This is a genomic window from Pseudomonas rustica (assembly GCF_049959085.1).
Classification (GTDB): Bacteria; Pseudomonadota; Gammaproteobacteria; order Pseudomonadales; family Pseudomonadaceae; genus Aquipseudomonas; species Aquipseudomonas rustica.
Genome location: NZ_CP188200.1, coordinates 2,060,322 through 2,083,221, shown reverse-complemented (window position 1 = coordinate 2,083,221; position 22,900 = coordinate 2,060,322). Strand labels below are relative to the sequence as shown.

Here is a 22,900-nt window from a genome sequence, read left to right as displayed (position 1 = left end):
TTTTATTATCTACGTCAATCCAAGCGTTCTTCCTGAACAGTGCGGCTCCCTCGTTGTGGCGCTTATTTCAAGCCGCCAAAACGTCGATAGAAACTCTCGCCGACATCCGGCAACGGCCCGTCCGCGGTTTCCAGCGCAGTGTTCAGCCACTCTTCGGCCTTGGCGTAGATCAATCGGTAAATGTTGCGGCACAGCTGGCGGGCGGCGCGGCCTTCCCAATCGCCGGGGAGCAATTCGTCAGGCAGTTGTGGGTCGCGCAGCAGCAATTTGCGGTATTCATGAATAAGCAGAAGACGTGCCATGAAGCAGTCGGCAGGCAGCAGGTTTTCCTGCTCGCGCAGTGCTTGCCAGAGCGGTCGGAACAATTGGATGAACTCGCTGTAATGCGCCGCCAGTTCCTCGATGTTCCAGCTCTCGCGCACCTGTGCACGCAGGGCTTTGGAGGCCAATACGTCTTGCGCGGTGGTTTCGAAAACGATGGTGTCTTCGAGCGCGCCGAGGTCTTGCAGGGTCGCGTTGACGTCGGCGCGATCACTGCGCGGGCACGCCAGCACGGCTGGAGAAATCGCACCAAAACCTTGCCACTCGAGTTCTTCGCGCACTTGCTTGCGCTTGTCCTGGCTCAATTGCGTGAGCATCGCCAGGCACCACGAACCATCCCACGCCGGCACGGTTGAGCTGTACACGCGCTTGAAGGCCTTATCGAAGCGCCGGCGCCCGGTGCCGGTGAGGCTGTAGTAGCTGCGGCGGCCGACTTTTTCGGCGGTCAGCCAGCCTTCTTTGGTCAGGCGAAAAATCGAAGTACGGATCAGCCGTTCGTTGATGCCGATCGGTTCGAGCAACTGGATCAGACTGCCCAGCCACACCGTGCCGCCGTGGGGTTCGATGGCATCCCCGTACAGCGTGATGATCAAGGAACTGGCGCGAATCGGCGTCTGCTCCTGGAAACGGGTGATGAGGTGGTTCAAAGGTGTCAGCGATGACATGGGCGTACCGGACAATGAAAAAGGAAGGAATATACCGAATCAAAACCTTTATGAGTGAACCCTGTGGCGAGGGGATTTATCCCCGATGGACTGCGCAGCAGTCCCGGCTTTTGGGGCCGCTTCGCAGCCCGTCGGGGATAAATCCCCTCACCACAAAGTCCTGCAACCACACAAAGACCTGATCTCACTGGGATTGAGATGCTTTTGGGCGCAAGCCGCTGTCGCTTATCCGCGGCCGATCCGCTTCAGGTTCGCTCAGCGGTTCGCACACCTGCATCTGCGTAAGGCAGCGCTGGGCCAGCGCCTGGTACTCGCGAGTACCGGCCTGTTTCCACGCCACTTCCTGATCACTCAATACGCGCTTGATACTCGCCGGCGCGCCCATCACCAATGACTGCTCCGGGCATTCAAATCCTGCTTTGACGAACGCCGCCGCCGAGACAAACGAGCGTGCGCCAATTCGTGCGTTATCCATCACCACCGCATTCATCCCGACCAGCGCGTCAGCGCCGATCCGGCAACCGTGCAACACCGCGCCGTGGCCGATATGGCCATTGCGCTCGACCACCGTGTCGCTGTCGGGAAAGCCGTGCATCACGCAGGTGTCCTGCAAGTTAGCGCCCTCTTCCAGCACGATGCGGCCGAAGTCGCCGCGCAAACTGGCCAGCGGCCCGACATAACAATGCGGGCCAATGATCACGTCGCCGATCAACACCGCTGACGGATGCACATAGGCCGAAGGGTCAACCACCGGGGTCAGTCCATCAAGGCTGTAACAGGTCATCGCAGGCTCCTTTGGTGGACGTTGTGCGGTGAGATACGCAAAGCGATGCGTAAACAGGCTTGATTTGTATCACATCATTTCGATGCAGTGAAGAGAGAAAAGCGTATCGCTTTTGTCGAACACCGTTCATCGGCAATCTCGATCCCACAATACCCACAAACATTCGCGTTATTTCAATCAGTTATTCAACTCCAACCAAGAACCAACGAGCTGTAGCAAATTCCACAACCTTACATTTGAGACACATTAATCACATTTCAATCTTGCATTTACGTATCACGTTAAGCCTATACTCCGGCAAAACCGACGCCTGACGTCGAACCAACAACAAGCCGGCATTAGCCGAGCGTGCTCCGTGAGGGCCTTTGCCATGCCTCAAACCCTGGCCGTTGAACAGCTGCAAGCTGTGCGCCTGATCACCCTGCAACGTCCGCAGGCCTTGAATGCCCTCAACACCGAACTGCTCGGCGAACTCGCCGCTGCACTGAGCGCCGCCGAAGCCGACCCCGAGACCCGCGCCGTGGTGCTGACCGGCAGCCGCAAAGCCTTCGCTGCCGGCGCCGACATCAAGGAAATGGCCGAGCGCGATCTGGTCGGCATCCTCAATGACCCGCGCCAAGCCTCGTGGCAAACCATCACCCGCTTCAGCAAGCCGCTGATCGCCGCCGTCAACGGCTTCGCCCTCGGCGGCGGCTGCGAATTGGCGATGCACGCCGACATCCTGATTGCCGGTGAAGACGCGCGTTTCGGTCAGCCGGAAATCAACCTCGGGATCATGCCCGGCGCCGGTGGCACCCAGCGATTGCTGCGTGCCGTGGGTAAATCCCTGGCGATGCAAATGGTGCTCACCGGCGAAGCCATCGACGCCCGCCATGCCCTGCGCGCCGGCCTGGTCAGCGAAATCACCCAGCCGGAATTCACCGTCGAACGCGCCCTGCAGATCGCCCACGCCATCGCCGCGAAAGCGCCATTGGCCGTGCGTCTGGCCAAGGAAGCGCTGCTCAAGGCGATGGACACCGATTTGGCCAGCGGCCTGCGTTTCGAGCGCCACGCCTTCACCTTGCTGGCCGGCACCGCCGACCGCGATGAAGGCATCCGCGCCTTTCAAGACAAGCGTGCGCCGCAGTTTCGCGGCCAGTAATCGAATCGAACGATCTCCCGGAGAGCCTTGCCCATGAACTTCGAACACATCCTGTTTTCCATCGAGGCCGGCGTCGCCCTGCTCAGCCTCAACCGGCCCGAGCAACTGAACAGCTTCAACACCGCCATGCACCTGGAGGTCAAGGAAGCGCTGAAGCAGGTGCGGCAGAACCCGGAAGTGCGCGTGCTGCTGCTGACCGGTGAAGGTCGCGGCTTCTGCGCCGGTCAAGATCTCAGCGACCGCAATGTCGCGCCAGGCACTGAAGCGCCGGATCTCGGCGTGTCGATCGAAACCTTCTACAACCCGTTGATCCGCCAGTTACGCGATCTGCCAATGCCGGTGATTTGCGCGGTCAACGGCGTTGCAGCCGGGGCCGGCGCGAACATTCCGCTGGCCTGCGATCTGGTGCTGGCGGCGCGTTCGGCGAGCTTCATTCAAGCGTTCTGCAAAATCGGCCTGATCCCGGATTCCGGCGGCACTTGGACGTTGCCGCGACTGGTTGGCATGGCCCGCGCCAAAGCCTTGGCCTTGCTCGGCAACCGTTTGAGCGCCGAACAGGCTGAGCAATGGGGGCTGATCTATCGCTGCGTTGACGATGCGCAATTGCGCGACGAAGCGCTGACCCTCGCCCGCCACTTGGCCACACAACCGACTTACGGTCTGGCGCTGATCAAACGCAGCCTCAACGCCAGCCTCAGCAACACCTTCGATGAACAGCTTGAGCTGGAGCGCGACCTGCAACGGCTGGCCGGGCGCAGCGAGGATTACCGCGAAGGCGTCAGCGCCTTCATGGACAAACGCACCCCAGCGTTCAAGGGTCGCTGAACATGAGCGCACTCGACCGCAACGCAAAAATCGCCGTGATCGGTGCCGGCGCCATGGGCGCCGGCATTGCGCAAGTCGCGGCGCAAGCCGGGCATTCGGTGTTGCTGCTGGACAATCGTCCGGGCGCCGCCGCGCAAGCCATCGACGGTATCGACCGCCAGCTCGGTAAACGCGTGGAGAAAGGCAAACTCGCGGCGGATGAGCGCGGCGCCATCGTCGCTCGCTTGCACGCGGTAGAAGCCATCGAAACGCTGGCCGACTGCACGTTGATCATCGAAGCGATTGTCGAAAACCTTGAAGTCAAACGCGGGTTGTTCAAACAGTTGGAAGGTCTTTGCGGCGACGACTGCATTCTCGCCAGCAACACTTCTTCACTGTCGATCACCAGCATTGCTGCAGGGCTGCAACGCCCGGGACGTCTGCTCGGACTGCACTTCTTCAACCCGGCGCCGTTGATGCCACTGGTGGAAATCGTTTCCGGCCTGGCCAGCGATCCCGCCCTCGCCCGCACTCTGTTCGACACCGCCAAAGCCTGGGGCAAGCAACCGGTTCACACCCGTTCGACGCCGGGTTTCATCGTCAATCGCGTGGCCCGGCCGTTCTACGCCGAAAGCCTGCGCCTGCTACAAGAAGGCGCAGCCGATTGCGCGACGCTCGACGCGCTGATGCGTGAGGCTGGCGGCTTCGCTATGGGCGCCTTCGAACTCACTGATCTGATCGGCCACGATGTGAATTACGCGGTGACCTGTTCGGTGTTCGACGCCTATTACGGCGACACTCGTTTTCAGCCGTCGCTGATCCAGAAAGAACTGGTCGACGCCGGACGCTTCGGCCGCAAAAGCGGTCGTGGTTTTTACGATTACAGCGAAGGCGCGCAACGTCCGCAGCCGCAACAAATCAGCAGCGATGCGAGCGTCGATAGCTGCGTGGTCGAAGGCGATCTCGGCGTCCTTAACGATTTGCTGCCACGCCTGAAAACCAGCGTGATCACGCGCGATGGCAAAGGCCTGTTAAGGGTCGGCGACGCGGTATTGGCCCTGAGCGACGGGCGCATGGCCAGCCAACGCGCCAAAGAAGATGGCCTACGCAATCTGATCCTGATCGACCTGGCTTTCGATTACGCCAGCGCCAAACGCATCGCCATCAGTTGCTCGGCGGACATCAGCACTAACGCCCGCGAACAAGGCATCGCCCTGCTGCAAAGCGCCGGACTGCAGGTCAGCCTGCTCAGCGACACACCGGGCCTGGCCGTGCTGCGCACCGTTGCCATGCTCGCCAACGAAGCCGCCGACACCGTGCTGCACGACGTTGCCTCGGCGGCGGACATCGATCTGGCCATGCGCGCCGGGGTCAATTATCCGCAAGGCCCATTAGCCTGGGCCGAGCGCATCGGCCTGGCGCAGATCACCCAAGTCCTCGACCACCTGCAAACCAGTTACGGCGAAGAGCGCTACCGGCCATCGCTGCTGTTACGCCGCAAAGTCGCCGAAGGGAGCACATTCCATGACCAGCCTTGAAGCCATGAGCCTCGCCAGCCGTTGCGCGCAAACCATGTTCGACCGCGATGCCGCCACCCAAGGTTTGGGCATCCGCCTGATCAGCGCCGCGCCCGGCAGTTGCACCTTGGGCATGGGCGTGCGCGCCGACATGATTCAAGGCCACGGCACCTGCCACGGCGGTTTCCTATTCGCCCTCGCCGACTCGGCGTTTGCCTTTGCCTGCAACAGTTACAACGACGCCACCGTGGCGATCGGTTGCAGCATCGATTACATCGCGCCCGCGCAGTTGGGCGACACGCTCACCGCACGCTGCACCGAGCAATCGCGCTCGGGCCGCACTGGCAACTACGACGTGCGCATTGAAAACCAGCAGGGCCAATTGATCGCCCTGTTCCACGGCAAATCCTACAAAGTGCGCGGCACCGTGCTGACGCCGGAGACTCCCCATGAATGACGCTCTGATCATCGACGCCGTGCGCACCCCGATCGGTCGCTACGCCGGCAGCTTGAGCAGCGTGCGCGCCGACGACCTCGGCGCCGTGCCGCTGCGTGAACTGTTGCGTCGCCACCCGCAAGTCGACTGGAGCCAGGTCGACGACGTGATCTACGGCTGCGCCAATCAGGCCGGTGAAGACAACCGCAACGTTGCGCGCATGTCGGCGCTGTTGGCCGGGCTGCCGGTCAGCGTGCCAGGCACTACGCTCAACCGTTTGTGCGGTTCAGGGCTGGATGCGATCGGCACTGCCGCTCGGGCGATTCGCAGCGGTGAGGCCGGGCTGATGCTGGTCGGCGGCGTCGAATCGATGTCGCGGGCACCGCTGGTGATGGGCAAGGCTGAAACCGCGTTTTCCCGTTCGGCGGAGATGTACGACACCACCATCGGCTGGCGTTTCGTCAATCCGCTGATGAAGAAAATCTTCGGCATTGATTCGATGCCGGAGACCGCAGAAAACGTCGCCGCACAGTTCAACATTTCCCGCGCCGACCAGGACGCCTTCGCCCTGCGCAGCCAGCAACGCGCCTCGGCCGCGCAGGCCAGCGGACGCTTGGCGAAAGAAATCGTTGCCGTGGAAATCCCCCAGCGCAAAGGCCCGGCCAAAGTCGTCGAGCACGACGAACACCCGCGCGCCGACACCACGCTGGAGCAACTGCAGAAACTCGGCACACCCTTCCGCGAGGGCGGCAGCATCACCGCCGGCAATGCTTCGGGCGTGAATGACGGCGCCTGCGCCTTGCTGCTGGCCAATGCGCAAACCGCACAGCGTTACGGTTTGAAGGCTCGCGGCCGGGTCGTGGCGATGGCCACTGCCGGCGTCGAGCCACGGATCATGGGCATCGGCCCGGTGCCGGCGACGCGCAAGGTGCTGGAACTGTCCAACCTCAGCCTCGCCGACATGGACGTCATCGAACTCAACGAAGCGTTCGCCGCGCAAGGCCTGGCGGTGCTGCGTGAACTCGGTCTGGGCGATGACGACCCACGCGTCAACCCGAACGGCGGCGCCATCGCCCTCGGCCATCCGCTGGGGATGAGCGGCGCGCGACTGGTCACCACCGCCCTGCAGGAATTGGAAGAGCGTCAGGGCCGCTATGCGCTGTGCACCATGTGCATCGGTGTCGGTCAAGGCATCGCGCTGGTGATCGAGCGTTTATCCGACTAAAGAACCGCGATTCCCGAGGTGCCGACAGGTATCCTTGGGGCATGCACTCTGAGCCCCGCGCCACCGGGGCGGAAACACAAAAATAATTCGAGTGAAGTCATGAACATGCCAATTGCCCAAGCCGTGCTCAACCCTGAACTGGATCCGCTGGAAACCGCCAGCGTCGACCAGTTGCGTCAGCATCAACTCGAGCGCCTGCGCTGGAGCCTCAACCACGCCTACAACAATGTGCCGCTGTACCGCCAACGCTTCGATGCGCTGGGCGTGCACCCGGACGACATTCGCTCGCTGGACGATCTGGCGAAGTTTCCGTTCACCACCAAATCCGACCTGCGCGACAACTACCCCTACGGCATGTTTGCCGTACCGATGCATGACGTCGTGCGCCTGCACGCGTCCAGCGGCACCACCGGCAAACCGACCGTGGTCGGTTACACGCAGAACGACATCGACACCTGGGCCAACATCGTTGCCCGTTCGATTCGTGCCGGCGGCGGCCGCCGCGGTGACAAGGTGCACATCTCTTACGGTTACGGCCTGTTCACCGGCGGCCTCGGCGCGCATTACGGTGCTGAACGCTTGGGTTGCACGGTGATTCCGATGTCCGGCGGCCAGACCGAAAAACAAGTGCAATTGATCAAAGATTTCCAGCCCGACATCATCATGGTCACGCCGTCGTACATGCTCAACATCGCTGACGAGATCGAACGTCAGGGCATCGACCCGCACAAACTGGCCCTGCGCCTGGGCATCTTCGGCGCCGAGCCGTGGACTGCCGAACTGCGCAGCGCCATCGAGGTACGCTTGGGCATCACTGCGCTCGACATCTATGGCTTGTCGGAAATCATGGGCCCGGGTGTAGCCATGGAATGCGCGGAAAGCCGCGACGGCCCAACGATCTGGGAAGACCATTTCTACCCGGAAATCATCGACCCGATCACCGGCGAAGTGCTGCCGGACGGGCAGATGGGCGAACTGGTGTTCACTTCGCTGAGCAAAGAAGCCCTGCCGATGATCCGCTACCGCACCCGCGACCTCACTCGCCTGCTGCCGGGCACCGCACGCCCGATGCGCCGTATCGACAAGATCACCGGCCGCAGCGACGACATGCTGATCATCCGCGGCGTCAACGTGTTCCCGACCCAGGTCGAAGAGCAGGTACTGAAAGTCAAACAGCTGTCGGAGTCATACGAGATTCACCTGTATCGCAACGGCAATCTCGACAGCGTCGATGTCCACGTCGAGCTCAAGGCCGAGCATCAAGGCTTGAGTGATGAACAGCAGAAAGCCCTGTGCGGCGAGCTGAGCAAGCACATCAAGACCTACATCGGTATCAGTTCACGGGTGCTGCTGCAGCCGCCATTCTCGATCAAACGCTCGGAAGGCAAGGCCTGTCATGTGATCGACAAACGCGTGAAAGCTTAAAAGCAATAACAGCGGCGAAGGTGCAAGGCCTTCGCTGCTCGCTGCAATCCCTCCCTCCCCCTGCAAAACCACGGCGATGCTCTGCCGAGCATCGCCGTGCGCGTTTTTCCGCTTTGCAAATGCGCGGCAACGCTCACCATTCATCTGAAGCGATACAGAAAATCATACGACACGTTATTTTTTGTTTGATATTAATTTCCGTATCACTTATAAAGTTATCCATGCCCTCGAACATGCCTTCGATAAACCTGAGGCAGGAGAACAATAATGTACGCACAGCTTGTAGAAACCGGCGTCAAGCGCATCAAAGACCTTTCGGAGATGTCCGAAGAGGAACGCGCCTTCCAGGAAAAAATCGATTCAGAAATCAAGATCGAAGCGAAGAACTGGATGCCCGATGCGTATCGCCAGACGCTGATCCGGCAGATCTCCCAGCACGCCCACTCCGAAATCGTCGGCATGCTTCCGGAAGGCAACTGGGTGACTCGCGCACCGTCACTCAAACGCAAATTGCAATTGATGGCGAAGATTCAGGACGAGGCCGGTCACGGGCTGTACCTCTACAGCGCGATGGAAACCCTCGGCGCCGACCGCGATGAAGAGATCGCCAAACTGCACAGCGGCAAAGCCAAGTATTCGAGCATCTTCAATTACCCGACGCTGAACTGGGCCGACATGGGCGCGGTGGGCTGGCTGGTCGACGGCGCCGCGATCGTCAATCAGGTGGTGCTACAGCGCACTTCGTACGGCCCTTACTCGCGGGCCATGGTGCGCATCTGCAAGGAAGAGAGTTTCCATCAGCGCCAGGGCTACGAAATTCTCCTGACCATGATGCGTCACGGCACTCAGGCGCAAAAAGACATGGTGCAGGACGCGATCAATCGCCTGTGGTGGCCGTCGCTGATGATGTTCGGCCCGAGCGATGAGCACTCGCCGAACAGTGCGCAATCGATGGCCTGGAAGATCAAACGCCAGAGCAATGACGAACTGCGCCAGCGCTTTATCGACCAGACCATCCCGCAGCTCGAACTGCTCGGCTGCACCTGCCCCGATCCTGACTTGAAGTGGAACGCCGAGCGCGGCCACTACGACTTTGGCGAAATCCAGTGGAACGAGTTCTACGAAGTGCTCAAGGGCAACGGCCCGTGCAATCAGGAACGCGTCGCCACCCGCCGCAAAGCCATTGAAGACGGCGCCTGGGTACGCGAAGCCGCCGTCGCTCATGCCCGTAAAAAAAACAACAAAAACGCCGCCTGACCCAAGGCACGACTGCTGATCGTTCCCACGCTCTGCGTGGGAACGCCTCAAGGGACGCTCTGCGTCCAGTGACGCGGAGCGTCACGGGCTGCATTCCCACGCAGGAGCGTGGGAACGATCGATTGTCAGCCGCACTAACCGAACTGATGTGGAGTGAATGACATGTCCCAATGGACCCTTTTCGAAGTTTTCGTGCGCAGCAAGCACGGCCTCAATCACAAACACGTCGGCAGCGTGCATGCCGCCGACACCACCATGGCCATCGAAAACGCCCGCGAGCTCTACACCCGTCGCAGCGAGGGTGTGAGCCTGTGGGTGGTGCCTTCGGCGCTGATCACCGCCTCGTCGCCGGATGAAAAGGATCCGCTGTTCGATCCGGCTGACGACAAAGTTTATCGCCACGCCAGTTTCTACGAACTGCCGGCCGAAGTCGGGCACATGTGAGGTCGACCATGAACGATAAAACCGATCTGATCGAATACCTGCTGCGCCTCGGTGACAGCGCCCTGATTCAGGGCCAGCGTCTGTGCCAATGGTGCGGCAAGGCGCCAGCGCTGGAAGAAGAACTGGCGCTGATGAACGTCGGCCTCGACCTCGTTGGCCAGGCGCGGCACTGGCTGGAATACGCTGCCGAGTTGCTGGATGACGGCCGCGATGCCGATGATCTGGCCTTCCGCCGCGACGAGCGTGCCTACCGCAATCTGCTGCTGGTCGAGCAACCGAATGGCGACTACGCCGTGACCATGCTCAAGCAATTCCTCTACGACGCCTGGCACCTGCCGGTGTTGCAGGGCCTGAGCCAGTCGAGCGACGAACGCATTGCCGGGATCGCCGCCAAAGCGGTCAAGGAAGTCACCTATCACCTGCGCCGCTCCGGCGAGTGGATCGAACGCCTGGGCGACGGCACCGAAGAAAGCCATCGGCGCATGCTCGCGGCGATTCCGGAAGTCTGGCGTTTTACCGTCGAACTGATCGCCGCTGACGACAGCGAACAACGTCTGTGCGCGGCCGGTATTTCGCCGGACATCGCCAGCGTCGCTGCGCAATGGCAAACCACGGTCAACGACGTGTTCACTCGCGCCACCCTGCCCGTCCCGGCAGCGCCGAGCTACTTCTATCTGAATGCCCGTCGCGGTCTGCACAGCGAACACCTGGGCATTTTGCTCGCAGAAATGCAGTTCCTGCCCCGAGCGTATCCCGATGCAACCTGGTGAGTTGATCACCAGCGATCGCGGCGCCCGGCCGGCGCTGCTCGGTGATCTGGACAAGGCCTGGGCGACCCTCGCCGAAGTCATGGATCCGGAGGTGCCGGTGGTCAGCGTGGTCGATCTGGGCATCGTCCGCGATCTCGACTGGCAGGCCGGGCATCTGCACGTGGTGGTCACGCCGACCTACTCCGGTTGCCCGGCCACCGAAGTGATCGAGGATGACATCCGCACCGCGCTGGAACAGGCCGGATTCAATGCGCCGAAACTGGAGCGCAAATTGACCCCGGCGTGGTCGACCGACTGGATCACCGCCGATGGCCGCGAACGCCTGCGCGCTTACGGCATCGCCCCGCCCGATGGCAGCGCAAGCAAACGCACGCTGCTCGGCGAGAGTCCGACGGTGCTCTGCCCGCAGTGCGGCAGCGCCCACACCGAAGTGCTCAGCGAGTTCGGTTCGACCGCATGTAAAGCCTTGTACCGCTGCTGCGATTGCCGCGAGCCCTTCGACTATTTCAAGTGCATCTGAACGGCACAGCGCCGTGTCGGGAGAACAATAATGAGCAAATTTCACAGCCTGACCATCAAGGACGTGCGCAGCGAAACCCGTGACGCCGTGTCCATCGCCTTCGACATTCCGCAGCACCTGCAGGACAGTTTTCAGTTCACCCAAGGCCAGCACCTGGTGATGCGCACGCAGATGGACGGTGAAGAAGTGCGCCGCTCGTACTCGATCTGCACCGGGGTGAATGACGGCGAACTGCGCATTGCGATCAAACGCGTGGCCGGCGGGCGGTTTTCGGCGTTTGCCAATGAGCAATTGCAGCCCGGACACACGCTGGAAGTGATGCCACCGGCCGGGCATTTCCATGTTGATCTGGATCCGGCGCGGCATGGCAATTACCTCGCCGTGGCAGCGGGTTCGGGCATCACGCCGATTCTGTCGATCATCAAAACCACGCTGGAGAACGAACCGCACAGCCGCGTCACGTTGCTGTACGGCAACCGTTCCAGCTCCGGTGCATTGTTCCGTGAACAGCTGGAGGATCTGAAAAACCGTTACCTGCAACGTCTGAATCTGATCTTCGTGTTCAGCCGCGAGCAGCAGGATGTTGACCTTTATAACGGTCGCATCGATGCACAGAAATGCGAGCAACTGTTCAGCCGCTGGCTCGACGTCAAAGCCCTCGACGCAGCGTTCATTTGCGGCCCGCAAGAGATGACCGAAACCGTGCGCGACAGCCTCAAGGCCAAAGGCATGGGCGCCGAGCGCATCCACTTCGAACTGTTCGCCGCGGCCGGCAGCCAGCACAAACGCGAAGCCCGCGAAGCCGCGCAAATGCTCGACGCCGGGGTCAGCCAGATCACCGTGATCAGCGACGGCCGCGCTGTGGCGTTCGAACTGCCGCGCAACAGCCAGAGCCTGCTCGATGCCGGCAATGCGCAAGGCCTGGAGCTGCCGTACTCGTGCAAGGCCGGCGTGTGCTCGACCTGCAAGTGCAAAGTCATCGAAGGCGAAGTCGACATGGACAGCAACCATGCGCTGGAAGATTACGAAGTCGCGGCGGGCTATGTGCTGTCGTGCCAGGCATACCCGGTGAGCGACAAAGTCGTCCTCGATTTCGACCAGTTCTAAAGGATTCAAACCCATCCCCTGTAGGAGTGAGCCTGCTCGCGAAGGCGTCATCAAATTCAACATGAAGTCGCCTGACACACCGCTTTCGCGAGCAGGCTCGCTCCCACAGAGGATGGCGGTGCTCACAGCGCCAGGCATCAACACAAAACCATGTGGGAGCGAGCCTGCTCGCGAAGGCGTCATCAGATTCAACATTGATGTCGCCTGACACACCGCTTTCGCGAGCAGGCTCGCTCCCACAGGGGAATGGTGGTGCTCGATGAGCCAGGCATCAACACAAAACCATGTGGGAGTGAGCCTGCTCGCGAAGGCGTCATCAGATTCAACACTGAAGTTGCCTGACACACCGCTTTCGCGAGCAGGCTCACTCCTACAGGGGAATGGTGGTGCTCAATGAGCCAGGCCTCAACACGAACCGATGTGGGAGCGGGCTTGCTCAGTTCATCCGTTCGATGACCGGCATCGGCGCGTCCGGCGCCAACCAACACTAATTTCAAGCACAGGAGCTTATTTCATGTCCCACGCCCCTACCCTGCAAAGCTTCCTCGCCGGCCGCTGGATCGGCCAACACGGCGCGCAAATCCTGCGCAGCGCCATCGACGGCCACGAGCTGGCGCGCACGCATGAAGAACGCCCGGACTTCGCCGAAGCTATCGACTTCGGTCGCCGCCAAGGCGTTACCGAACTGATGAAGCTCGACTTCCAGCAACGCGCGCAACGCCTCAAAGCCTTGGCGCTGTACCTCAGCGAACGCAAGGAAGAGCTTTACGCGCTCTCGCACCACAGCGGCGCCACCCGCGCCGACAGCTGGATCGACATCGAGGGCGGCAACGGCACGCTGTTCACCTACGCCGGCCTCGGCGCGCGTGAGTTGCCGTCGGGCAACATCGTCCACGAAGGCCCGGCGCTGCCCTTGGGCAAACTCGGCACCTTTGCCGGCACGCACATTCTGGTGCCGCGCGGCGGCGTCGCGGTGCACATCAACGCGTTCAACTTTCCGATCTGGGGCATGCTGGAAAAATTCGCGCCGTGCTTCCTCGCGGGCATGCCGTGCATCGTCAAACCGGCCAGCGCCACCAGTTATCTGACCGAAGCCGTGGTACGCATGATGGATGCCTCGGGCCTGTTGCCGACCGGCAGCCTGCAATTGGTAATCGGCAGCACCGGCGACCTGCTCGACCGCATGCAAGGCCAGGACGTGGTGACGTTCACCGGTTCCGCCGACACCGCCGCCAAGCTGCGCGTCAACCCGAACCTGATCCGCAACTCGGTGCCGTTCAACGCCGAGGCCGACTCACTGAACTGCGCGATCCTCGCCCCTGACGTAACCCCGGACGACGAAGAGTTCGAACTGTTCATCAAAGAAGTCGCCCGCGAGATGACCACCAAGGCCGGGCAGAAATGCACCGCGATTCGCCGCGCCATCGTGCCCAAACAACACATCGACGCCGTCGCCACACGTCTGCGCGATCGTTTGGCGAAAGTCGTCGTCGGCGATCCATCCGTGGAAGGCGTGCGCATGGGCGCATTGGCTTCCCATGATCAGCAGAAGGACGTCGGCGAACGCTTGCAAAGCTTGCTGCAAAGCTGCGATCAACTGTTCGGCGCTGAGGACGGTTTCGAACCGCGCGGCGCAAACGTCAGCCAAGGCGCATTCTTCGCTCCAACGCTGTTGCTGGCCCGTGATCCGCACGCCGAAGGTGGCGCGCATGACATCGAAGCCTTCGGCCCGGTCAGCACACTGATGGCCTACGACGATCTCGATGAAGCGCTGGTGCTGGCCGCGCGCGGCAAGGGCAGTCTGGTTGCCAGCCTCGTCACCAAAGATCCGAAAATCGCCGCCAAAGCCATTCCGGTTGCCGCGGCCTGGCACGGCCGTTTGTTGGTACTGGATCGCGAATCCGCGGCCGAATCCACCGGCCATGGTTCGCCACTGCCACAACTGAAACACGGCGGCCCGGGTCGCGCTGGTGGTGGTGAAGAGTTGGGTGGCTTGCGTGCAGTAAAACATTACCTGCAACGCGCCGCCGTGCAGGGCTCGCCGACCATGCTCGCTGCCGTCACCGGTGAACACGTGCGCGGCGCAAAAGTCATCGAGACCGAAGTGCATCCATTCCGTCGACACTTCCAGGATCTGCAGATCGGCGAGTCGCTGCTGACTCACCGCCGCACTGTCACCGAAGCGGATCTGGTCAACTTCGGCTGTCTGTCCGGTGACCACTTCTACATGCACTTCGACGACATCGCCGCCAAGGAATCGCAGTTCGGCAAACGCATCGCCCACGGCTATTTCGTGCTGTCGGCGGCCGCTGGCCTGTTCGTCTCCGCTGCGCCCGGCCCGGTGCTGGCCAACTACGGCCTCGACACTTTGCGTTTCATCAACCCGGTCGGTATCGGCGACACCATTCAGGCGCGCCTGACCTGCAAACGCAAGATCGACCAAGGCAAGAAGAGCCCGCAAGGCATTCCGCAAGGCGTTGTGGCGTGGGATGTGGAAGTCACCAACCAGCTCGGTGAGCTGGTGGCCAGCTATGACATTTTGACCTTGGTGGTGAAGCGCGAAGAAGACGCAGCGTAACGAAAAAAGGGGCACCGCAAGGTTGCCCCTTTCCCACAGGGGAATTGATTGGGTTCTGGAGTTATTAAACAGGCTGAAACAATAAACACGCCGATAGAAATATCGACGATTGTTGGGCAACTGTAGAGCCGCTCTGGGCTTCAAGCCATTCAGCACCTGCCCAAACCAGATCACCCAAGCGTTTAAAAGGGCGATCAGTCCGCCCACCCTTGGTATCATCGCCCACACTTTTTTGACGTTTTAATGACGGTAAGGTCTTTTTTTTGTGAGCGCTCTTTTTCACCGTTTGCGGCATCCGCATGCCCGCCTCGTCTCGTTGATTGTTTTGGTGCTGATCGTGCCGGTGTGCCTGCGCGCGGTATTGGGCTGGTCGTCACCGCTGGGGTATTTGTCGGATCTGGCCATTGGCAGTTCGCTGGTGGTTTTGCTGCATCGCCGCGCGTGGTGGCTGGCGCTGCCGGTGCTGTTGCTCTGGGGCCTGCTGGCGGTGGCGACTGCTGAACTGGTGAGCGCAGTCGGCCGCTTGCCGACACCTTCCGACATTCATTACCTGATCGATCCGCAATTTGTCGAAAACTCCACCGGCGGCGGTTTGGCGCATCCGGCGGTGGGCATTGTTTTGCTGTTGGCGCTGATGGTCTGGCTGCTGACCCGGTATCTCGGGCGCGGCGTCACTCGCCCAGCCCTGCCCCGCGCGGTGTGGAGCGTGCCACTGGTGTTGTTCGCCGCGCATTGGGGCGCGCAGAACCTGTGGCCGAACGAAGCTGATCCGTGGCGGCTGTACAACCTGCCACACCAACTGCTCGCCAGCGAAGTCGCCGATCTGCAGATTCAGGGCGAAGAATGGCTCGACGGCGATATTGAAGAACCCGCGCCGGCGATGGCCGGGCTCACCGACGTCGACCTCAATGGCCACAAACTGCTGGCCGCGCCGGGCCAGGCGCGCAACGTGCTGATCATCGCGCTGGAAGGCATTCCCGGCGCCTACCTCCGCGCTAACCGCGAAGCCATTGGCAGCCATTATCAGGAAGACCTGATGCCCAACCTCAGCCGCTGGGCCGAGCGCGGCATGAACACTCCGGATTACGTGCTGCACACGCACCAGACCATTCGCGGCCTGTACGCGATGCTCTGCGGCGATTACGACAAGCTCAACAACGGCACGCCCAAAGGCGTGGAAATGCTCACCCTTAACGAACGCAATCAAGCCTGTCTGCCGGCGCAACTGCGCCAGCACGGTTTCAGCACGCATTACCTGCAAGGCGCCGGGCTGCGCTTCATGGCCAAAGACAAGATCATGCCGCACATCGGTTTCGACGCGACCCATGGTCTGGAATGGTTCACCAACAGCAACTACCTGGAATTCCCCTGGGGCAAGGACGACAAGGCCTTCTTCGAGGGCGCGCTGGATTACGTCGGCGAATTGAAGAAGCAGAAACAGCCGTGGATGCTCACGCTACTGACCGTTGGCACGCATCAGCCCTACTCCGCCCCGGAGGAATATCTGGAGCGTTATGAAACGCCCAAACAAGCCGCCGTTGGTTATCTCGATGACGCGCTGGAGCAGTTCCTCAGCGGTCTCGAACGCCAAGGCGTGTTGAAAGACACGCTGGTAGTGATTACTTCGGATGAATCCCATGGCATCGACGGTGTACGCCTGGCCTCCTCTTGGGGATTCAATCTCACCCTCGCGCCCGAGCAATCGCAACTGCCAAGGCTGAACAAAGGGGTTTATGGCCACGTTGATCTGAGCACGTCGATCCTCGACTATTTCGACCTGCCGGTACCCACGGCACTCAGCGGTCGTTCGCTGTTCCGCGACTACGATTCCGGTCGCGAAATCATGTCCTTCACCAACGGCAAACTGCGTTACCACAATGGCCAAGGCATCTTCTCCGAATGCGATATGCCGCGCCGCTGCCGCTACTACGAAAGCGCCGGGTTCATTGCCGAAAGCGCCACGTACAAAGGTAAATACAGCGGCCACCCTGCCCGGCAAATCGCTGCGCGTGCCAACGCACTCGACCTGTCACTGCTGCGCACCCCACTCAATCAGCGCTATCAGTTCGGCAGCACCAACGTCATCCCGCTGCAAGCGCAGATCAAGGACGACTGGGCTGACAACCTGATCGGCGCGCAATACCTGGAAATGCCCAAAGGTTCTTACACCCGCGTGCGCCTGACCGTGCGTGCGGTTGATCCGCAGCAAACGGCTTTTATTCAGCTCAAGGCCAAGGAATTCGAGAAAGACGTGCAGTTGGGTCTGCCGTCGGAAATGGTCGCCACGGCGGATCAACCGCTGGAGATGGATTTCAGCTTTGATAACCCGCAGCAGCGAAAGGCGTTTTCTTTTCATCTGCTGGGATATGGGGAAGGCGCGGTTGAGGTCACGGATTTCAGCGTGATTACTGAACTGCCGGGCCAGGAAGACCTCTTGGACGAAGTGCCAGAGGACGACACCGCCCAATCCACCTGAATATTTTTCGTCTCAATGCCAATGCAGGAGCTGCCGAAGGCTGCGATCTTTTGATCCTGATCTTTTAGAGGAAAGATCAAAAGATCGCAGCCTTCGGCAGCTCCTACATGTGCAGGGCAATAAAAGACTTTGCCTATCAGTGTCCATCAGTCGGCCTATTAGCTGACTTGCCCAGTCGGGTCTAGCCTTACTAGTCCGAAGTCGGCACGAGCCGGCCGTAGCAGACCTGATAAGGACTCGAACATGGCAAACGAATCGAAATGCCCGTTCAACCACGCCGCCGGTGGTGGTACGACGAACCGTGACTGGTGGCCGAATCAACTCAACCTGAAAATTCTGAGTCAGCACTCGCCCAAGTCCGATCCGTTGGGCAAGGACTTCGACTACGCCAGCGCCTTCAAAAGCCTCGATTTTCAAGCCCTGAAACAAGACCTCACCGCGCTGATGACCGACTCCCAGGACTGGTGGCCGGCAGACTTCGGCCATTACGGCCCGCTCTTTGTGCGCATGGCCTGGCACAGCGCCGGCACCTATCGAACCGCGGATGGCCGTGGTGGCGCTGGCTCGGGTCAGCAACGATTCGCGCCGCTCAACAGTTGGCCGGACAACGTCAGCCTCGACAAGGCCCGCCGCTTGCTATGGCCGATCAAGCAAAAATACGGGCGCAACATTTCCTGGGCGGATCTGATTGTCCTCACCGGAAATGTCGCGCTGGAATCGATGGGCTTCAAAACTTTCGGCTATTCCGGTGGCCGCGCCGATGTCTGGGAACCGGACGAGGACGTTTACTGGGGTTCGGAACACGAATGGCTCGGCGGCGACAGTCGCTATGGCAAAGACAACGCACCGATGCAGGAGCCCGGTGACGGCACGCTGGTGGCGGAGCCGGATTTGCACGGTAAAGAGGAAAGCCGTACCGATCAGGGCGAACGCAATCTGGAAAATCCCCTCGCCGCCGTGCAGATGGGTTTGATCTACGTGAACCCGGAAGGCCCGGAAGGCAATCCTGATCCCGTCGCGTCCGCCCACGATATCCGCGAAACCTTCGGCCGCATGGCCATGAACGACGAAGAAACCGTGGCGCTGATCGCCGGCGGTCACGCCTTCGGTAAAACCCACGGCGCCGGGCCTGCCGACAATGTCGGGCCGGAACCGGAAGCGGCTGGATTGGAAGAACAAGGCCTCGGTTGGCGCAACGCTTTCGGCACCGGCAAAGGTGCCGACACCATCACCAGCGGCCTCGAAGTGACCTGGACGACCACGCCGACAAAGTGGAGCAACAACTATCTGGAAAACCTGTTCGGCTTCGAGTGGGAGCTGAGTAAAAGCCCCGCCGGTGCGCACCAGTGGATCCCGAAAAATGGCGCCGGCGCCGGCACGGTTCCACACGCCCATGACCCGAGCAAAAAACTTTCGCCGACCATGCTGACGTCTGACCTGGCGCTGCGTTTCGATCCGGCCTACGAGCAGATCTCCCGGCGCTTTCTCGCTAATCCTGAGCAACTGGCCGACGCCTTCGCCCGCGCCTGGTACAAACTGATCCACCGCGACATGGGCCCGCTGTCGCGCTACCTCGGCCCGGAACTGCCGAGCGAAGAACTGCTTTGGCAGGATCCGATTCCGGACGTGACGCACCCGCTGATCGACGATGGCGACGCCGCAGCACTGAAAAGCAAAATCCTGGAGTCGGGCCTATCGGTTTCGCAACTGGTCTCGACGGCTTGGGCGGCACTGTCGACGTTCCGTGGTTCGGACAAACGCGGTGGCGCCAACGGTGGTCGTCTGCGTCTGGCACCGCAAAAGTTCTGGCAGGCCAACCAGCCTGAGCAACTGGATAAAGTGCTGAGTACCCTTGAAGGGATTCAAAACCAGTTCAATGGCGGCGCAGCCGGCAAGCAAGTCTCGCTGGCGGATTTGATCGTGCTGGCAGGCAACGCGGGCATCGAACAAGCGGCGAAAAACGCTGGTCATTCGGTCAGCGTGCCGTTCCATCCAGGGCGTACCGATGCCACGCAGGAGCAAACCGACGTCGAGTCGTTTGGTTTCCTTGAGCCGATTGCCGATGGTTTCCGCAACTACAGCAAGGGCAAATACACGGTATCGGCGGAGGCGCTGTTGATCGACAAGGCGCAACTGCTGACGTTGACCGCGCCGGAAATGACCGTGTTGCTGGGTGGTTTGCGGGTGCTCAACACCAATGTCGGGCAAACCCGTCATGGCGTGTTTACGTCGCAGACTGAAGCGCTGACCAATGACTTCTTCACCAACCTGCTGGACATGGGCGTGGAGTGGAAGCCGACATCGCGGGATGCGGATGAGTTTGAAGGACGCGATCGCAAGACCGGCAATGTGAAGTGGACGGCGACGCGGGTTGATTTGGTGTTTGGTTCCAATGCGCAGTTGCGGGCATTGGCTGAGGTGTATGCCAGTTCGGATGCCAAGGAGCAGTTCGTCAAAGACTTCGTCGCAGCCTGGACGAAAGTCACCAACCTCGACCGTTTCGACCTGAAAAACTGAAAAACTGAAATATGTAGGAGCTGCGGCACGCTGCGATCTTTTGATCTTAAACATTAAGATCAAAAGATCGCAGCCTCGTTTCACTCGTCAGCTCCTACAGAACGCAAAAAAATGTGGGAGCAAGCCCGTTCCCACATTTTATCGCGCAGGCCATCTAAACCCTGTAGGAGCTGCCGAAGGCTGCGATCTTTTGACCTTGATGTTAAAGATCAAAAGATCGCAGCCTTCGGCAGCTCCTACAGGGATCGGCGTTACGCCAGGCTTTTGCTCACCACCTCAAACACATCACTCGACAACTGCCCCGACGCCCGAATCCGCTCCAGCTCGCCCTTCATCAGCGCCTGGCGCGCATCGTCATATTTGCGCCAGCGCGTCAGCGGTGCCAATTGGCGAGAAGCGATCTGTGGGTTGAAGCCGTTCAGCTCAATCACCAGATCCGCGAGGAAGCGATAACCGGAACCATCGGCCGCATGGAAGTTGATCAGGTTCTGCCCGGCGAACGCGCCGACCAGCGCACGCACTTTGTTCGGGTTTTTGATGTTGAACGCCGGATGCTGCATCAGCGCCTTCACGCGCTCCAGACCGCCCGGCAAGGTACTGCCCGCCTGCACGCTGAACCACTGATCCATGACCAGCGGGTTTTCCTTGAAGTGCTCGGCAAAACTCGCCAGCGCCAGCGCTTTCTGCTCTTCGAACGGCGAGTTGACCAACACCGCCAGCGCAGTCAGGCGCTCGGTCATGTTGTCGGCGTTTTCAAACTGCTCCAGCGCCGCCGCCAACACTTCTGGCTTGCCGCTGAGCATCAGATAAGACAGGGCAATGTTCTGCAGCGCGCGACGGGCAAAATGCTCGGCTTCGGCGACGTACGGGGTTTTCTTCGACAGGTCGCGGTTGGCCTGATAACGCAGCCACAGCGCCTCGAACAAGCCTTCGGCCAATTGCTTGCGCGCGAACTCACGGGCGATATGGATCGCATCGACGTCGGCCACTTCGCTGATTTCAGTGAGGTAAGCCTCACCCGGCAGCGAAAGCATTTCGGCGACCATTGCCTGATCCAGTGATTCGTCCGACAGCACGGTACGCAGCGCCGACACCAGACGCGGGTCGAGCTTGAGGCTTTCGCCCTTCTGCTGCTGGCCAATCAGTTCTTGCAGCACTTGCACCGACAGTTGCTGACCGGCATCCCAACGGTTGAAGCCATCGCTGTCGTGCTGCATCAGGAACATCAGTTGATCGCGGTTGTACGGGAAACTCAGTTTCACCGGCGCCGAGAAACCGCGCAGCAACGATGGCAGCGGCTGTTCAGTGATGTCGACGAAGGTGAAAGTCTGTTCAGCTTCGGTCACCGAGATCACGCGAGTGGTGCCTTGCGCCGCCGCTTCGCCGCTCAGACGCAGGGCAATTTCGTTGCCTTTGCTGTCGAGCAGGCCGAGTTCGACCGGAATCACGAACGGCAGTTTTTCGACCTTGTCCGGGGTTTCCGGGCAGCTCTGGCGGAAGGTCAGGCTGTAGGTTTTCGCGGCGGCGTCGTAAGACTCGCTCACCGCCAGACGCGGCGTGCCGGCCTGGCTGTACCAGCGCTTGAACTGAGTCAGGTCGACGCCGTTGGCATCTTCCATCGCTTTGATGAAGTCGTCGCAGGTCACGGCTTGGCCGTCATGGCGATCGAAGTACAGATCACTGCCCTTACGGAAGCCTTCGGCGCCGAGCAGGGTGTGGATCATGCCGACCACTTCCGAGCCCTTTTCGTACACGGTCAGGGTGTAGAAGTTGGATATCTCGATGAAGCTGTCCGGGCGCACGGCGTGAGCCATCGGGCCGGCATCTTCGGCGAACTGGTGGGTTCGCAGATACGCGACGTCCTGAATGCGCTTGACCGTGGCCGAGTTCATGTCGGCGGAGAAACCGGAATCACGGAATACGGTGAAGCCTTCTTTCAGCGACAACTGGAACCAGTCGCGGCAGGTCACGCGGTTGCCCGACCAGTTGTGGAAGTATTCGTGAGCGACGATCGCTTCAACGCGCTGATGCGCAGCATCGGTCGCAGTTTCGGCGCGAGCGAGCACGGCGCTGGAGTTGAAGATGTTGAGGCCCTTGTTCTCCATCGCGCCCATGTTGAAGTCGTTGACGGCGACGATCATGAAGATGTCGAGATCGTACTCGCGACCGTAAACCTCTTCGTCCCAGCGCATCGACTTCTTCAAGCTGTTCATCGCGTGCTGGCACTTGTCGATATTTTCCGGCTCGACGTAAATGCGCAGCGCGACGGTGCGATCAGTCATGGTGGTGAAGGTGTCTTCAACGCACCACAAATCACCGGCCACCAGCGCGAACAGGTACGCCGGTTTCATGAACGGGTCTTCCCAAGTCGCCCAGTGCCGGCCGTCTTCACCCGGGCCCGAGGCAATCGGGTTGCCGTTGGAGAGCAGCACCGGATAGCTGTGCTGTTCAGCGACCACGGTGGTGGTGAACTTGCTCATCACGTCCGGGCGGTCGAGGTAATAAGTGATTTTGCGGAAACCCTCGGCCTCGCACTGGGTGCAGAACATCGTGCCGGACTTGTACAAGCCTTCCAGTGCGGTGTTGGTTTCCGGGTGGATCTTGACGCTGGTGTCGACCGTGAAGGTTTCGGCGGTCGGCTGCAGGGTCAGGTGGTTCTCGGACACTTGATAGTCAGCAGCGCCCAGCTCTTTATCGGCCAGGGTCACTGAGAGCAATTCCAGCTGCTGGCCGTCGAGCACCAGCGGCGGCAGGCCCGGGCCACGCGCCGGGTTGCGGCGCATGACCAACTGCGCGTGCACCAGGCTGTGATCCTCGAACAACTCGAAGGTCAGGTGTGTTTCGTCGATCAGGTACTCGGGCGCCTGATAGTCCTTGAGGTAAATCATCTTCGGTTGTTCGGTGCGCATGCTG

At 60.7% G+C, this 22,900-nt stretch carries 17 protein-coding genes; 14 read left to right on the top strand and 3 right to left on the bottom strand.

What is annotated here, in order from left to right; all coding sequences use genetic code 11:
• Positions 1–62: 62 nt before the first annotated feature.
• Positions 63–986 carry a phenylacetic acid degradation operon negative regulatory protein PaaX gene (gene paaX / locus ACP3TY_RS09745; protein ID WP_008079637.1) on the bottom strand — a complete coding sequence of 308 codons (924 nt, stop codon included), beginning with the start codon at positions 984–986 and terminating at the stop codon, positions 63–65.
• A 184-nt stretch (positions 987–1,170) separates the two neighbouring features.
• Positions 1,171–1,770 (bottom strand): phenylacetic acid degradation protein PaaY, encoded by a 600-nt coding sequence (paaY, locus tag ACP3TY_RS09740; protein WP_212545869.1) that lies wholly within the window; start codon positions 1,768–1,770, stop codon positions 1,171–1,173.
• A gap of 370 nt (positions 1,771–2,140) precedes the next feature.
• On the opposite strand from paaY, the gene paaF reads away from it, so the two are divergent.
• The 14 genes from paaF to katG all read left to right on the top strand — a co-directional run bounded on the left by paaF (position 2,141) and on the right by katG (position 19,987).
• Positions 2,141–2,911: a 2,3-dehydroadipyl-CoA hydratase PaaF gene (gene paaF, locus ACP3TY_RS09735; protein ID WP_159815303.1), complete on the top strand. Its 771-nt coding sequence runs from the start codon at positions 2,141–2,143 to the stop codon at positions 2,909–2,911.
• Between the two features lie 33 nt (positions 2,912–2,944).
• Positions 2,945–3,736 carry a 2-(1,2-epoxy-1,2-dihydrophenyl)acetyl-CoA isomerase PaaG gene (paaG, locus tag ACP3TY_RS09730; RefSeq protein ID WP_008079634.1) on the top strand — a complete coding sequence of 264 codons (792 nt, stop codon included), beginning with the start codon at positions 2,945–2,947 and terminating at the stop codon, positions 3,734–3,736.
• Positions 3,737–3,738: 2 nt separating this feature from the next.
• A complete protein-coding gene (paaH, locus tag ACP3TY_RS09725; RefSeq protein ID WP_426619835.1) occupies positions 3,739–5,253 on the top strand; it encodes a 3-hydroxyacyl-CoA dehydrogenase PaaH in 1,515 nt (504 codons plus the stop codon).
• On the top strand, positions 5,240–5,689 hold the full coding sequence (paaI, locus tag ACP3TY_RS09720; protein ID WP_053119433.1) for a hydroxyphenylacetyl-CoA thioesterase PaaI: 450 nt from the start codon (positions 5,240–5,242) through the stop codon (positions 5,687–5,689). The genes paaH and paaI overlap by 14 nt, the downstream gene beginning before the upstream one ends.
• On the top strand, positions 5,682–6,893 hold the full coding sequence (gene pcaF, locus ACP3TY_RS09715; RefSeq protein WP_212545873.1) for a 3-oxoadipyl-CoA thiolase: 1,212 nt from the start codon (positions 5,682–5,684) through the stop codon (positions 6,891–6,893). Before paaI ends, pcaF begins: the two co-directional genes overlap by 8 nt.
• Before the next feature lie 99 nt (positions 6,894–6,992).
• Positions 6,993–8,318 carry a phenylacetate--CoA ligase PaaK gene (gene paaK, locus ACP3TY_RS09710; protein ID WP_426619834.1) on the top strand — a complete coding sequence of 442 codons (1,326 nt, stop codon included), beginning with the start codon at positions 6,993–6,995 and terminating at the stop codon, positions 8,316–8,318.
• Positions 8,319–8,585: 267 nt separating this feature from the next.
• Positions 8,586–9,575, top strand: coding sequence for a 1,2-phenylacetyl-CoA epoxidase subunit PaaA (gene paaA / locus ACP3TY_RS09705; protein ID WP_282357861.1), 990 nt, complete (start codon positions 8,586–8,588; stop codon positions 9,573–9,575).
• A 162-nt stretch (positions 9,576–9,737) separates the two neighbouring features.
• Positions 9,738–10,019 carry a 1,2-phenylacetyl-CoA epoxidase subunit PaaB gene (paaB, locus tag ACP3TY_RS09700; protein WP_008079627.1) on the top strand — a complete coding sequence of 94 codons (282 nt, stop codon included), beginning with the start codon at positions 9,738–9,740 and terminating at the stop codon, positions 10,017–10,019.
• A gap of 8 nt (positions 10,020–10,027) precedes the next feature.
• Positions 10,028–10,789 (top strand): 1,2-phenylacetyl-CoA epoxidase subunit PaaC, encoded by a 762-nt coding sequence (gene paaC, locus ACP3TY_RS09695; RefSeq protein WP_401238794.1) that lies wholly within the window; start codon positions 10,028–10,030, stop codon positions 10,787–10,789.
• A complete protein-coding gene (gene paaD, locus ACP3TY_RS09690) occupies positions 10,776–11,309 on the top strand; it encodes a 1,2-phenylacetyl-CoA epoxidase subunit PaaD (protein WP_159815308.1) in 534 nt (177 codons plus the stop codon). The genes paaC and paaD overlap by 14 nt, the downstream gene beginning before the upstream one ends.
• Before the next feature lie 30 nt (positions 11,310–11,339).
• Positions 11,340–12,416, top strand: a complete 1,077-nt coding sequence (paaE, locus tag ACP3TY_RS09685; RefSeq protein ID WP_159815309.1) for a 1,2-phenylacetyl-CoA epoxidase subunit PaaE — start codon at positions 11,340–11,342, stop codon at positions 12,414–12,416.
• A 514-nt stretch (positions 12,417–12,930) separates the two neighbouring features.
• Complete coding sequence (paaZ, locus tag ACP3TY_RS09680) at positions 12,931–14,994, top strand: phenylacetic acid degradation bifunctional protein PaaZ (RefSeq protein ID WP_400645936.1); 2,064 nt, start codon at positions 12,931–12,933, stop codon at positions 14,992–14,994.
• Positions 14,995–15,259: 265 nt separating this feature from the next.
• Positions 15,260–17,470, top strand: a complete 2,211-nt coding sequence (locus ACP3TY_RS09675; protein ID WP_426619833.1) for an LTA synthase family protein — start codon at positions 15,260–15,262, stop codon at positions 17,468–17,470.
• Positions 17,471–17,713: 243 nt separating this feature from the next.
• Positions 17,714–19,987 (top strand): catalase/peroxidase HPI, encoded by a 2,274-nt coding sequence (katG, locus tag ACP3TY_RS09670; RefSeq protein ID WP_426619832.1) that lies wholly within the window; start codon positions 17,714–17,716, stop codon positions 19,985–19,987.
• 251 nt (positions 19,988–20,238) lie between these two features.
• On the opposite strand, the gene pepN is transcribed toward katG, so the two are convergent.
• On the bottom strand, positions 20,239–22,896 hold the full coding sequence (gene pepN, locus ACP3TY_RS09665; RefSeq protein WP_426619831.1) for an aminopeptidase N: 2,658 nt from the start codon (positions 22,894–22,896) through the stop codon (positions 20,239–20,241).
• Between the last annotated feature and the right edge of the window lie 4 nt (positions 22,897–22,900).

Excerpts from the sequence above, each read along its gene's own strand:
- paaH (WP_426619835.1), top strand. The coding sequence starts at position 3,739 with ATGAGCGCACTCGACCGCAACGCAAAAATCGCCGTGATCGGTGCCGGC.
- paaC (WP_401238794.1), top strand. The coding sequence starts at position 10,028 with ATGAACGATAAAACCGATCTGATCGAATACCTGCTGCGCCTCGGTGAC.
- paaY (WP_212545869.1), bottom strand. The coding sequence starts at position 1,770 with ATGACCTGTTACAGCCTTGATGGACTGACCCCGGTGGTTGACCCTTCG.
- paaB (WP_008079627.1), top strand. The coding sequence starts at position 9,738 with ATGTCCCAATGGACCCTTTTCGAAGTTTTCGTGCGCAGCAAGCACGGC.
- paaI (WP_053119433.1), top strand. The coding sequence starts at position 5,240 with ATGACCAGCCTTGAAGCCATGAGCCTCGCCAGCCGTTGCGCGCAAACC.
- paaA (WP_282357861.1), top strand. The coding sequence starts at position 8,586 with ATGTACGCACAGCTTGTAGAAACCGGCGTCAAGCGCATCAAAGACCTT.
- katG (WP_426619832.1), top strand. The coding sequence starts at position 17,714 with ATGGCAAACGAATCGAAATGCCCGTTCAACCACGCCGCCGGTGGTGGT.
- paaE (WP_159815309.1), top strand. The coding sequence starts at position 11,340 with ATGAGCAAATTTCACAGCCTGACCATCAAGGACGTGCGCAGCGAAACC.
- pepN (WP_426619831.1), bottom strand. The coding sequence starts at position 22,896 with ATGCGCACCGAACAACCGAAGATGATTTACCTCAAGGACTATCAGGCG.
- paaF (WP_159815303.1), top strand. The coding sequence starts at position 2,141 with ATGCCTCAAACCCTGGCCGTTGAACAGCTGCAAGCTGTGCGCCTGATC.
- paaZ (WP_400645936.1), top strand. The coding sequence starts at position 12,931 with ATGTCCCACGCCCCTACCCTGCAAAGCTTCCTCGCCGGCCGCTGGATC.
- paaX (WP_008079637.1), bottom strand. The coding sequence starts at position 986 with ATGTCATCGCTGACACCTTTGAACCACCTCATCACCCGTTTCCAGGAG.
- paaK (WP_426619834.1), top strand. The coding sequence starts at position 6,993 with ATGAACATGCCAATTGCCCAAGCCGTGCTCAACCCTGAACTGGATCCG.
- paaG (WP_008079634.1), top strand. The coding sequence starts at position 2,945 with ATGAACTTCGAACACATCCTGTTTTCCATCGAGGCCGGCGTCGCCCTG.
- paaD (WP_159815308.1), top strand. The coding sequence starts at position 10,776 with ATGCAACCTGGTGAGTTGATCACCAGCGATCGCGGCGCCCGGCCGGCG.
- pcaF (WP_212545873.1), top strand. The coding sequence starts at position 5,682 with ATGAATGACGCTCTGATCATCGACGCCGTGCGCACCCCGATCGGTCGC.